At 48.9% G+C, this 12,568-nt stretch carries 11 protein-coding genes; all 11 read right to left on the bottom strand.

Translation table 11 applies throughout. The features are described 5' to 3' along the window. Positions 1-21 precede the first annotated feature (21 nt). The 11 genes from bcp to OEV79_06720 all read right to left on the bottom strand — a co-directional run bounded on the left by bcp (position 22) and on the right by OEV79_06720 (position 12,553). Positions 22-513: a thioredoxin-dependent thiol peroxidase gene (gene bcp, locus OEV79_06770; GenBank protein MDH4211136.1), complete on the bottom strand. Its 492-nt coding sequence runs from the start codon at positions 511-513 to the stop codon at positions 22-24. Positions 514-637: 124 nt separating this feature from the next. Further along, positions 638-2,674, bottom strand: a complete 2,037-nt coding sequence (locus OEV79_06765) for a TRAP transporter permease (protein ID MDH4211135.1) — start codon at positions 2,672-2,674, stop codon at positions 638-640. An 87-nt stretch (positions 2,675-2,761) separates the two neighbouring features. Further along, positions 2,762-3,748, bottom strand: a complete 987-nt coding sequence (locus tag OEV79_06760) for a TAXI family TRAP transporter solute-binding subunit (protein ID MDH4211134.1) — start codon at positions 3,746-3,748, stop codon at positions 2,762-2,764. A 219-nt stretch (positions 3,749-3,967) separates the two neighbouring features. Continuing rightward, entirely contained in the window at positions 3,968-5,893 is a 1,926-nt protein-coding gene (locus OEV79_06755) for a S9 family peptidase (protein MDH4211133.1), read from the bottom strand. Next, the gene (locus tag OEV79_06750) at positions 5,894-7,630 is read right to left on the bottom strand and encodes a metallophosphoesterase (protein MDH4211132.1); all 1,737 of its coding nucleotides are present in this window, start codon (positions 7,628-7,630) and stop codon (positions 5,894-5,896) included. Positions 7,631-7,640: 10 nt separating this feature from the next. Then, positions 7,641-8,504, bottom strand: a complete 864-nt coding sequence (locus tag OEV79_06745; GenBank protein MDH4211131.1) for a hypothetical protein — start codon at positions 8,502-8,504, stop codon at positions 7,641-7,643. A gap of 248 nt (positions 8,505-8,752) precedes the next feature. Continuing rightward, positions 8,753-9,421, bottom strand: coding sequence for an HAD hydrolase-like protein (locus OEV79_06740; protein MDH4211130.1), 669 nt, complete (start codon positions 9,419-9,421; stop codon positions 8,753-8,755). 27 nt (positions 9,422-9,448) lie between these two features. After that, a complete protein-coding gene (locus OEV79_06735) occupies positions 9,449-10,102 on the bottom strand; it encodes a SagB/ThcOx family dehydrogenase (GenBank protein ID MDH4211129.1) in 654 nt (217 codons plus the stop codon). A gap of 42 nt (positions 10,103-10,144) precedes the next feature. Beyond that, a complete protein-coding gene (locus tag OEV79_06730) occupies positions 10,145-11,629 on the bottom strand; it encodes a T9SS type A sorting domain-containing protein (GenBank protein ID MDH4211128.1) in 1,485 nt (494 codons plus the stop codon). Between the two features lie 13 nt (positions 11,630-11,642). Next, complete coding sequence (locus OEV79_06725; GenBank protein MDH4211127.1) at positions 11,643-11,960, bottom strand: DUF6504 family protein; 318 nt, start codon at positions 11,958-11,960, stop codon at positions 11,643-11,645. Beyond that, positions 11,957-12,553: an O-methyltransferase gene (locus tag OEV79_06720; GenBank protein ID MDH4211126.1), complete on the bottom strand. Its 597-nt coding sequence runs from the start codon at positions 12,551-12,553 to the stop codon at positions 11,957-11,959. Before OEV79_06720 ends, OEV79_06725 begins: the two co-directional genes overlap by 4 nt. Positions 12,554-12,568: the final 15 nt, after the last annotated feature.

Here is a 12,568-nt window from a genome sequence, read left to right as displayed (position 1 = left end):
ACTCTTCTCCTCAAAGTGGTGCTACTTTTTCATGGGTCTCTGGCAGCTCACGCCGACAAAATCCTTGACCGCGTCGGCATGGCCGGCGACCTTGACCTTTTCCCATTTCTGTTTTATCTTTCCCTTTGGATCTATGACAAATGTCGTGCGGACCACACCGTAGTATTCCCTGCCGTACATGCTTTTCTTCTGCCAGACACCGTATTCTTCTAAGACCTTATGTTCGGGATCGCTCAGCAGTATTACCTCAAGATCGTGTTTACTAATGAAATTCATGTGACTGGTAACCGAGTCCGGGCTAACACCAACAACGGCTGCGTTCATCTTCTTGAAATCCTTGACATTGGCTGTGAAATCAACCGCTTCCTTGGTGCAGCCGCTCGTATTGTCCCTTGGGTAAAAATAAAGGACGAGCCACCTGCCTCTAAATTCATCAATACAGACTTTTTTATTATTGGCATCCGGCAGACAGAATTCCGGTGCCTTATCCCCCACCTTTAATTTTTTTGGCATATAATACCTCCCACGAATTTCACTCAAATCTCCGATTTGATTGTGAAATTCAGTGTCCCGAGTTTACCATAGGTAAATCGAGGGACCTCCTTAAGGTCGACTGTGTAATGCGTAAGGTCAGACATCATACTTCCTTTCTCCTCGATCTCTGTATCAAGTATGCAAAACCGTAGATCGCAAACCCCACAAAATACATGTAGTATCTCAAATCATGGCTTAGATTGAACAGGTTCGTAAGCAGAGCCGGATAGAAGAATATCACGGATGCGACGAGGAATAACGGCATTTCATATATCCTGTTCTTGGTGATGAACCAACCCTGGACTGCGTTGGCAAAAGCAAATGCGCCAAAAATCGCCATCACAAAGATCAACATCGCCTGAGCAAGATTATGGACTCCAAAGAGTATGAGTTCGGCATTGAAGACAAACATGAACGGTATCACCGCGGTCCTCAGGTCATACATGAACCCCTTTATGCCGGTCTGTATCGGGTCAGATTTTGCAATGGCCGCGGCGCTGTAAGCAGCCAGACCGACTGGTGGCGTGTCATCGGCAAGTATCCCGAAATAGAAGCAGAACAAATGAGCCGCCATTGCCGGCACAAAATCGACCACACCCCGTGCGCTCAACTTTATTATCACCGGTACTGTGATCGATGCCATGACAATATAGGTTGCCGTAGTCGGCAGGCCCATGCCGATTAGCAAACTGGCAATAGCAGTGATTACAAGTAACAGGAAAAGATTACCGGCCGAGAGTATTTCGACAACCTGCACGATCATGCTCCCAATACCCATGGTAACGATACCTACGACTATTCCGGCACATGCCGTGGCCAGAGCGACCGTGAGCATATTACGCGAGCCGGCAATCAGCCCATTACCGATTGTCTTCACTGCCTTTAGCAATGACCGTGCTACATTGCTTCGCTTCATTCGGGCCTTGCTCACCTCTCGTATGACTATGATGATCACCAGCACCACGATCGCGTTGAATGCCGCGAGCTTTGGCGTGTGGCGCACAACCATCAATTCGTATATCAAAAGAAACAACGGGATCAGATAGTAAAAACCGCTCTTCATTACCGCGCCAAAACGCGGGATGTCAGATTTCGGCAATCCCTTCATCCCCAGTTTCGAAGCCTCCAGATGCGTCAAGTAGAATAAGGCAAAATAAGATACGAATGCCGGTATTGCCGCCGCCTTTACGACCGCAAGATATGGCACACTCAGGTATTCCGCAATGATGAATGCCGCGGCGCCCATGATCGGCGGCATGAGCTGGCCGTTCGTGCTTGCGGCGACTTCGGTTGCTGCCGCGATCTTGCCTGGATACCCAACCTTTTTCATCAACGGTATCGTGAATGTGCCGGTTGTTACCACGTTGGCGATACTCGAACCTGATACCAAACCGGTGAACCCGCTCGCCACGAACGCGGCCTTTGCCGGACCGCCTTTGAATTTGCCGAGTAGCGAGATCGCAAGATCATTGAAAAAGCGGACCGCACCGGCGCGTTCGAGCATGGCTCCCAAGAGCACGAATAGAAACACGGTATTGGCAGAGACATCAAGAGGGATCCCGTAAATGCCCTCGGTTGACAGGGCAACCTGACTCAGATATTTCTCCAGCGACACGCCCCGCAAGGCAAAAACCGAAGGCATGTACGGAGCAAAGAAAGAATAGAGCGTGAACAGAATAGCGATCACGACCAGAGGCAGCCCAATGACCCGCCTTGAAGCCTCGAAAACAACGAGGATCAAACCTATGCTCATCACAATATCTCTCGAACTGGGCACGCCGGCGCGCATCGCTATCCCGGTCCAGTCGATGACAATATACAATACTGCCAGGCACGCGACCGCCGCGAAAACAAAGTCAATTGTTGGGATGTATTTTGTCGTGCTCAATGATTTGATTCTGGTCTTGCGTTTAAACATCGGAATCGTGAGGAACACAAGGACAACCGCAAATGCCAGATGGACAGCCCTTATTGTCACGCTGTCCAGTATGATGAATCGGGGCAGCGCAAGTTGAAAAAGAGCCCAGCATACCGCAACCGATGAAACAATAATTCTATCGGTCGGCCTCTTGTTTCTTACACGTCCTGTCTCTTCTCTCAGGATCTCCTCGGCTCTCTTATATTCCTGACTCTTACGCATGGCTGGTTACAAAATGATAAAACAGGTGGGCAATGAAATCCCACCTGTTATTAGAACAACCGGCTTCTGCATATCAGTAGAACATCACTAAAGATCCTGCTCCGGAATTAGTTTCTCGTTGATAAATCCATCAAGACCCGCCTCTCTGTAGTATTTCATGGCACCATGGTGTACTGGTGCGGTGAGTCCCTGAAGCATATTCTCCGGCGTAAGCGATGCATATGCCGGATGTAGTGCTTTGAATTCTTCGAGATTCTCAAAGACCATTTTTGCCAGGGCATACACCAGGTCTTCGGCGACATTTGCCGAGGTCACGAACGTTGCCTTGACCCCGACCGTCTCGATATCTTCTGTGTTGAGGGCACGCTCGTAGAATTGGTGCGGAATGATTGCCTTTGCGTAGTACGGATAGTCATCAACCATCTTATCTACATTATCACCTTTGATGTCAACCAAATATACTCTGATCCGGCCAGACGTTGCCTCTTTAATATTGCCGTTCGGGTGTCCAACCGTATAGAAAAAGCCGTCGAGACGCTCATCCTGCAAAAGACCGGGTGCCTCAACCGCCTTAACATACTCGGCAAGTATATCCTGTTCAGAAAGACCCGCGGCCGACAGCACGTCTTTCGAATTCTGGAGCTGCCCGGAACCGGGATTGCCCAGGTTGATCCTCTTGCCCCCGAGGTCCGTAATTTTTCTGATGCCGCTTTGCTCTGAGACAACCAGGGTAATGGGTTCGGCATGAAGCGAAAATACAGACCTCAGTTCTTTTTGAGCACCTGCTTCTTCCCACTCCGCAAGGCCCTTGTATGCCTGATACTGTCTGTCTGATTGAGCGATTCCGAATTCCATGTCACCCTTTATCACCGCATTGATATTGAAGACCGACCCGCTGGTCGATTCAACCGTCGCCTTGATCTTGAACTGTTTGAATTTCTTGTTCAGCATCCGGCTGATCGCACCTCCTGTGGGGTAGTACAATCCGGTTACGCCGCCGGTACCGATCGTCACGAATCGAGTCTTTTTTGATTGACAACCGCTGAGAAAAATAACCGTAGTGAGGGCAAACATCAAAATGCCACGAAAATATCTCATGAATTTCCTCCTCGAATCAACATCGCAAAATACACAGGTAATATTCTAATCACTTGTGCCGCAAAGTCAAGCAACCCCTGGGAACAGGCATGCACTTTTGGGCTACGCCCATTGATTTCGGAGATAACAAATACGACTGCAGTGATAGTTGACAAAACCAACCTGGTTGGATTTGTTTACTTTTGTTCGGCAGGGTTATATGTTTTCAATGTTTATGGGTTCTACGTCCTCACGCAATTCAAAACCGAATATGCGCGAATAGAAATAAAGTTCGGCTTCCAGGGCTCGTTTGATATTCTCCGCCCTGCGAAAGCCATGTTGTTCTCCTTCAAAGGCCAGATATGCGACCGGTATGCCTTTCTCGCGCAGGGCAGTCACCAACTTTTCCGCCTGGTCAGGCGGCACGACCTTATCCTCCAATCCTTGAAAGAATATGACCGGCGCGGATAAACGCTCAGCATGATACAAGGGTGACCGTTCACGATATGTCTCGCTGGCCTCTGGATACGGACCGACAAGGCTATCCAGGTAACGCGATTCGAATTTATGTGTGTCCCTTGCCAGTGCTTCGAGGTCACTCACGCCGTAGTAACTTGCGCCGGCTTTGAAAAAATCGCGGAATGTCAGCGCGCAAAGTGTAGTATAACCACCAGCGCTGCCACCGCGGATAATGACACGATTGCCGTCGACAAGGCTCTTGTCGACAAGGTACTTGGCACCGTTGACGCAATCATCGACGTCGACTATGCCCCAGCGACCCTTCAGGCGTTCACGAAAAGGCCGGCCAAAACCGGTACTGCCTCCATAATTCACGTCGAGCACGGCAAAACCCCGACTCGTCCAGAATTGAATCCTCAAATCGAGTGAAGCGTAACTACACGAAGTCGGTCCGCCATGTGTAACAACAATCAACGGCGGTAACTCGCCAGATGCAATAACACAATCTCGATTCTTTGGTGGATAGTGAAAACCATAAGACTTCAGATCATCCTTAGTCTTGAACTCAATGGCCTCGGGCTCTGAAATGTATCCGGGGCCGACACGAGTATCAACTGATGCTTTGATTATTGTTTCTTCCGGTTTTTTTGTGTAGTACCTGACAACCGTTAACGCGGAGGTCGGTGAACCTCCCTGGAACACAAGACAATCACCAGTAGTTTTCAGATGTGTGATATCGGTGAATTGACTCTCTATTTGACTGAGTTTTTTCGTCCTGAGATCAACGGTCGCCAAATAACAAATCCCCTTTTGATTATAGGTACAGGCAATCCGATCTTCACTGAGAAAACCGTAGGTTGTCAGTCCGAAATTCCACAGAGGTACGCCGAATTCTACATCCAGTTCAGTCACGCATTCGGCCTTTCCATCAATAAACCTGTATATATTCCACCAGCCGTTCCTGTCCGAAACAAAGTAAAGTATTCCGTCAGGAGACCACTCGGGCTGAAAGATCGATTCTGAAACGCCTCCGGCTATTCTTCGGGAATTCACCAGAGCTCCCTGGTTATCAACTTCGGCAACCCATAGTTCAGTGCCATCCCACGGCATGTTCGGATGATTCCACGTCAACCAGGCGATCCTCGAACCGTCAGGGCTGAGACGGGGCGACGCATAGAAATCATTACCCGAAACAAGAATTCGCGATTTCCCACTACCATTGATATCGATATCAACAATGGCATTTATAGGTTCTCCCTTCCGAGTGTGGTCTTCTTGTATGCAGACCATTCTACCACGTCGCGCATCTAGTTGAAGGTCAGCGTAGCGCTTGTCCATGTCCGGAGTCAAAGGAACGGGAATCAGGTCGGGTCCTTGTCGGTATACCCGCTGGTCCGCAAAATTCGTGAAGAATATTGCCCCCTCATGAACCGTGAACGCAGCGCCACCATATTCATGGACGCGACTGCGCGCGCTGTACGGTGCAGCGATTACGTCTGAAATTCTTTTCCTGGAATCATAACGTACAATGACACTACGACCGTTTTCCGCAGGACGGCTCTCAACCCAGTATATGTCTTTGCCGTCAACAACGATTTCACCAAATCTGACGCTCTGCCGGGCGACGATGTCGGACGTAATCGGAGAACGCCATGAACCAGGACGTGTTATTTTCTTTTTCATCTATTCAAATTCGATGACGCCAAAGTTACCGGGTGTATGCCCGAACGGCAAAGTCCAGTACGCGGCACTAACGGTGCTCGTCTGCAGCCTGCGGAAATTGAATCCCCATCGTTCGTCACTGCACTCAGCAAACTCGTTTTTAGGTATTTTGATTTCGAGATTCCAGGCATTCTGCTCGCGGCCGGATATTATTTCCCAAGGACCGTTCCATTCCAATTCAGAATTGACCCTTCCATCTGTAAAACTACACGCCCGGTCAAACGTCATGCCGTCGGGATTAACGATCAACTGGTAGTATGTTTCTTGGTCATGATTCACATCGAAGAAAAACCAGACGTTGTCGTCGCGGTAGGTCGGGCCGTCATGTTCCTGAACTGACACTCTGATGTTACTAGTATCACTCTCAGAACAACGCACCGCCACATAGACATTATCCTCGTCATACCCCAAGTACAACTCAGTCTTTTCCGTCGAAGAGAGGTCGCCGCCATCATCTCCAAGATGGGTTATCGGCAACAATTTCCGCCAGGCGGCATCATTCAAGTTGCCATCGATATCAGGAGGCGAATCCACATACTCAACCGTTTTGACCCGCCTGATGCTCAATACACTATTCAATGTACATACCTTGCCAAACGTGTATGGATACTCCAGGACACATCTTGGCAGCGGATACAATTGGGAACCATCCGATATCTGAACTTCGATCTCACATACTTCCGATTCTTCGGGACCGAGCGCCAGCGGTATCGCTTCAGGGTTAACCACGAAGCGCGCAGGATCAAATTCCCACACGAGCGACCCTGTCACCGAATCTGTACTGGTATTGCTTACCGTCATCTGGCAGCGGCTGGAAACATTTTTCTCACCTTCCCTGACCATGGAGCCGGCAAAAGATACGACTTCCTGCTGTGCCCTTTGAACAGAGTAATAATCACTGCCGGTGAAAACATTACGGTAGCGAACGCCCCCGTGTTTGATCACGGCAACATTGTATGCATCGCCTTTGACAGTAACGTAGAGAAAATGATAGAAATTTCCCTTACCCCCATCGTTGTCTTGCATGACGGCACCCGAGCTGCCGACCATGATATAGTCGATGCCGTCCTCATTGAGATACATGTAACTACCCAATCCACCGTTGAAGACGGCGCGTACCCTGTATTTCAAGCATTGTTCCACAAATGGACTCGGCTGACCGCTGGACAATGCATTTAGATAATATGGAATATGAAAGAGAACGAATATATGCCCTGCGCCATTGTTCTCTTCCAGATCACTGACAAACCAACTATACTGTTCTGGATCGGCTTCCTGCAGTGAATTCCACCCTGTGATCGAATTATCGAGAACGATGAAATGGCAGTTACCGTAGTCGAATGAGTAGTATCTACTACAACCGGTTTCTTGTTCATAGATCTTACGGGTTTCTTCATCGATTATGTCACTGCTACCTGGCACAAAATAGAATTCGCAGTTAAGAACACTCATAATGCTCGTAACGTCATCCCAACGTGCTCTGGTCGATGCAGTATCGTCACCTTGCGCCTCGACGAGGTTACCCACATTTATCACGAAATCAGGGCTAAGCAGTGATGCCTGATCGATAATATCGCTGAAAACACCGTCCACTGGTTCACTGGTTCGAGCGCCGAGCACAACAAACCTTAATGCTCCATCACCCGCACCTGCCGAGACACTGTGCAGCAATACAATGAACAGAAAAAATACTCTCATTACACCTCCATTATTCACTCAATACCGAATCTACAAATGCATCTGCTTGCGGTTTGAGCAAACTCAAGAGATCATCATAGATCCTCTCGGCGCGTATTCCAACCCAATCCTCGGGCAGAAGCTCGGACGGGAGCATCGGGTCTTCCAATCTAAGCGCAACATATTCCGCGGTCATACAAAACCTTCGGGCAAAACACTCGGCAAGGCCTATTGGTTTTCCACTTCTTGCCGGTCTTTCATAAAATGAAAGAAGCTTTTCATATTTCCTGACAAAATTCCCGTATTGCCTGGTTAGTTCAGCGATGTTCCAGATCGTAGCTGTCAATTCCTTATGCCCTCGCTGGCCCGTATAATCGGCAGTGAACGTTTCAACGTAATCGAATATATTTCTTTCTTTCATGTATCGGAGCAACTCCGAGTGCAAGTCGTAAGGTGAGATCCAGAAGGAGGCACTCAGATTGGCAAATCCCAAGCTTTGTAGTTTGTATCGAAGCTTGTCCCTCGCGTCACGCATTGTTTCGGGGATACTATAGACGACTAACCGCCATTTCCCATCCCATTTCCTTCGCTTTACCTCGAACGCGCGCACCCTGCCCTGCTCCATCCATTTCATGCCTTTCGTATTCAACGAATAGTAACTGCGGCGACCAGATCTTTTGACATCGAACACACCGTGTCTGGTCATCCTCGAAAGACCGAGTCTTATCGCGTTTGGCGAAAATCCGAGCGGAAAAACGAGTCTTATCAGACTGGCCACGTGAACCTGTCCACCGCGCGGGACGATGAATGCTCCGAACAAGGTGTAAATGACAGTCGAGAACCTGGCCTGTATTTTTTTATGTCCTTTTATGCTATTACGTTTTCTTTTTGACATACATAATTATAACCGAAGAGTGAGGGTTGTCAAGAACATTTGCCGGCTATTCGGATGGAGCAGCTGTGGGGTCAGGTCTTGACTATTGACAAAATCTGATTGTAGCGGGCGTTTACCCAAGGTGTCATATTCAGGAAATCTGATGAGGATGACAGGCACTGAGCAACTATTGTCAATAGTCAAGACCTGACCCCATAAAACCGCTTAATTGCAGCCAGAGTCTGAGCGGACGCAAAACGCATCAACACCTACCCCTGGGAAGATTTGAGCAACAAAGTACGCAGCTCCTGTACCGTATGTACGATGTGTGTCGGTCCGGCTTCTACCAGGTCTCTTTCCAGACCGTAACCATAAGTAGCAGCGACCGAATCAATACCATTTTCACGCGCGCCTCTGATATCATCCACGTGATCGCCGACCATAAGATACTCATCACGGTCACGGGCTGATGTCTCCGCAAGTATATCCGCGATGATCTCGAATTTTGCCGCCCGTGTCAGATCAAAATTGCTCCCTTCTACACGGTCAAAGTATTGGGCTATTCCGAAGTGTTCGAGTATCTTCTGCGCGTATATGGTGGCTTTTGAGGTTGCTAGAGCGATCATGCATCCTCGTGAGTGTAGTTCGGATAACAAATCATCGATCCCTTCATACATCGTGTTCTCGTAGATACCTTGTTCGGCGTAGTATTCCCGATAAAAGGCGATTGCTTTTCTCCCCCGTGTATCGTCGAAGCCATACCATTTGCGGAAAGACTCCAACAAAGGTGGACCGATGAACTTTATGAGACCTTTCCTATCCCTTTCCATGATGCCGAAACGCGCCAACGCGTACTGAATAGAATTCGTTATTCCGACCTGCGGATCGGTCAATGTTCCGTCCAGGTCAAAAAGAAATGTCCTGTAGTGCTTCGTCAAAAGAAGATCATTCCCGCGAATATTCTATTATTCAAGCGGATAGCCAACACTCTGCGCCAGGATTATCTTCTGCTCGGAAGATAACTTCATTTTCTTCGCTAACCGGTCGCGGTTCAAGGCACCGCGTACGACCGTTGCCAATCCCTCAGAAGCACAGAACAGATAGACATTCTGGCTTATGAACGCGGCATCCGTAGCCGAGTAGAAATCCTTATCCTTCTGTGGCCCCTTACCCATGCGTGAATAATCCGCTACAAAAATGAGATTGACCGGCGCCTCCTTCACGAAAGCCTGGGTGCCGGTCACGCCGCGTATATCTTCGGAAAGCACCTGTGTCAGTGAATGAGCAGATGCATCATAAATATAAAGACCTTTTGCCGATGCCACGTATATGTCGATCTCCTGCCAGTTCACGGCTGATGGCGCAGTACGTTTGCCAGATTCCGGCCTGTTCACTCCCCATGCAGCCCAGAGCATGTCCGAAAGCACCTGAAGCGGTATCTCCTTCTTGCTGAATTCTCGAGTAGATTTTCTGTCTCGCAGTACTTCCATGAGTGGCCGCCCACCTGTAGTTCTTGGCTTTGGCAGATCCATAATCTTTGCGTCATCTGCCCGGCAAAAACTAAACATACATACAACAACAAGGCAGGCCGTCATAATATGATTCAGATATTCAATCATTCTCACCCCCTTTAGTATAAGAACCATTTATCCTTTTGATTATTAAGGAAGCAGAACACATTTACCGGTTTGCTCAGATCTGCCGGTTACCAGATGAAAGAAATATATGCCTGCGCTCAGGTCCTCCGGATGCCAGACAACACTGTGGTTGCCACATGCTCGAGATTCGTTCACCAGCTCAGCGATTTCTTCTCCAATACTATTGTAGACTTTGATCGTCACATGACCCGGTTCAGTGATACAGTAGGATATTTCAGCACGGGTTCGAACAGGATTCGGAACACTACTTAGTATATATCCGGAAGCACTTTTGCCCGCCGGATCTTCGAATTCCTCGACGCACGTCAACACACTGCTGCTTTTCACATGATAGATATCATAGATACTCGTATTACCTCCTGTGTGGCAGGCAACGTGTCCGTATCCCTGTTGATCGATCTGAAACGAAGGAACAAAATGATCACCGCCGATGACCGTGCTAACCTGCCAGGCGCCGGTGGAATCTTTACCCGAATAGTAGATATTACCAGTATAGAAATTACCACTCGTCTCCATCCAAACAATGTGCGGGTTTCCGTTCTCATCGACGTCGAGAGAGGGTTCGGCCGCACTGCTGGCCAGCGATGCCAGCTCATACTGCTGCCATGCCTGACCATAAGGCTTGTAGAAATAGTACACCCGGCCCGGAAATCCCCATCCATCATTGCCGCTCACTGCCAGGTGGAGATCACCGTCTTCTTCGATCACCATCGCCGCAGAGAAATCATTGGCATTGCCGCTGTACAAAATCTCGTAATTCCAGATGGTATCGGTCGGCGCGCTCTTCCAAGCGTGGTGTATATGGTAATTACCGTAGTCGCCGCCGCGGTAAACGACGTGCGCAACGCCCTCCGGGGTGACCGCGATAAAAGGTGAAGCACCGGTGCCATACGGGCCAAGATAGCTGCCCGTCAGGGTCTCAACAAACCAACCCAGGTAGGGTCCTGCAAAGTAACTTGAAGCATACGCGATCTTGTAATCGCCGGTGACCGAATCGTCAGTGATCCATGCCGCATGCGGTAACCAAGCATCGACGGCGATCGTCGGCGAACGATCGAACCGTACGTTGATGGTAATAGGCACTATATCCCATGCCCCGCCGGAAGGATATGCAGAGTAAATCTCCGAGTTCTGTTCGTAAACTACAAATGGTACCCCAACGCCGGATGACCATGCCACTGCCGGGTCAAAGGCAACTTCCATCGAATCACCAACCACTTGCACCTCGCCCCACATCCCTGCCGGGCTGTTCGTGCAGTAAAATATGCGCCAGCCCCCTGTCACCTGATGTTTCCAGACGAGATGTACGAAATCCGAGTCGTCAACACACAGTGACTGCAGTGTTGTTTCTTTTCGGATTTGGGTATTGGTGATCGTATCGACTACAGGATTTTCCCACTGAGCCCTTACCAATGATCCCGTGCTCAGCAAAATCACCCAAACACAAAAGATATTCACCGAAGACAATACACTCTTAATGCCGTTCATGCAAATCCTCCCTCTATTGACCCAATACCGAATAGAGCCACCACCTCTTTTTCGCCTGTCCTTTCGGCATTGATCTACGTTCGAAATATATCTTCATGTTCAAATCACTGGTGGTTCTTATTTCGTACCAGTGTTTGCGGACATATTTCTCTTTGCTCCCGCTCCTGCATGGAGATGTTTCCTTCCATTTGTGGACGACTTCGGCGATTATGTACTCTGATTTACGCCATAAAAATCTTGAAGGCAATCCCGGCTCGCCACGGGACATGGCTTTTGTATCGAACGTTCCTCTGACTGGTTCAATTAATTCACTGATAAATTTCTCACTCATTGTCGTCTCTTCACGCATAAAAGAAGCCCGCTGCCGATTGGAACGACCACCGTATCAACGCGTCGATCGCTCAAAGCGTGTTCGACCATATCCTTCAGCACATCCTTGTGACTGATCACATTATCGGCAATGAGGATTCCATGCTCAACCATATTCGGGATTATTTTCTCATAACATTCTCTATACATTTCCTTTTCAGCATCAAGAAAACAGAAAGAAATATCGCTGCAATTATCCAGATACTCACGAGCATCGCCCGGGATGAGTTCTACCACATCCTCAACTTCGGCAGCGCGAAACGTCTCGCGCGCAATGTCTACCTTTTGCGGCAATATCTCGAAGGTGATCAACTTTCTTCCAAGTTCCCTGCACGCAAGAGCCAGCCACAAAGCCGAATAACCGCCGCTTGTGCCGATCTCGAGATAGGTTCCCGCAGGCGCCAGCGATGCCATGATCGCAAGGAACTTACCGGTCTCCCTCGGCACCTGCCTGAGCCGGATATTGGAAGGTGCGCCTTCACTCCTGTGCTGTCTATCCAAATCCTCGAGATAGCCCATCCTTGTCTTGACCTGATCTGGTATTTTATGAAACATGATAACGCTTTATGA

It is taken from the genome of candidate division WOR-3 bacterium (genome assembly GCA_029858255.1).
Lineage (GTDB): Bacteria > Hydrothermota > Tepidihabitantia > SM23-42 > SM23-42 > SM23-42.
Note: the sequence above shows the minus strand (reverse complement) of the source record. Positions and strands in the feature narration are given on the sequence as shown.

Coding starts and splice junctions, on each gene's coding strand:
- OEV79_06765 (MDH4211135.1), bottom strand. CDS start 2,674: ATGCGTAAGAGTCAGGAATATAAGAGAGCCGAGGAGATCCTGAGAGAA.
- OEV79_06750 (MDH4211132.1), bottom strand. CDS start 7,630: ATGAGAGTATTTTTTCTGTTCATTGTATTGCTGCACAGTGTCTCGGCA.
- OEV79_06720 (MDH4211126.1), bottom strand. CDS start 12,553: ATGTTTCATAAAATACCAGATCAGGTCAAGACAAGGATGGGCTATCTC.
- OEV79_06730 (MDH4211128.1), bottom strand. CDS start 11,629: ATGAACGGCATTAAGAGTGTATTGTCTTCGGTGAATATCTTTTGTGTT.
- OEV79_06725 (MDH4211127.1), bottom strand. CDS start 11,960: ATGAGTGAGAAATTTATCAGTGAATTAATTGAACCAGTCAGAGGAACG.
- OEV79_06745 (MDH4211131.1), bottom strand. CDS start 8,504: ATGTCAAAAAGAAAACGTAATAGCATAAAAGGACATAAAAAAATACAG.
- OEV79_06755 (MDH4211133.1), bottom strand. CDS start 5,893: ATGAAAAAGAAAATAACACGTCCTGGTTCATGGCGTTCTCCGATTACG.
- OEV79_06735 (MDH4211129.1), bottom strand. CDS start 10,102: ATGATTGAATATCTGAATCATATTATGACGGCCTGCCTTGTTGTTGTA.
- bcp (MDH4211136.1), bottom strand. CDS start 513: ATGCCAAAAAAATTAAAGGTGGGGGATAAGGCACCGGAATTCTGTCTG.
- OEV79_06760 (MDH4211134.1), bottom strand. CDS start 3,748: ATGTTTGCCCTCACTACGGTTATTTTTCTCAGCGGTTGTCAATCAAAA.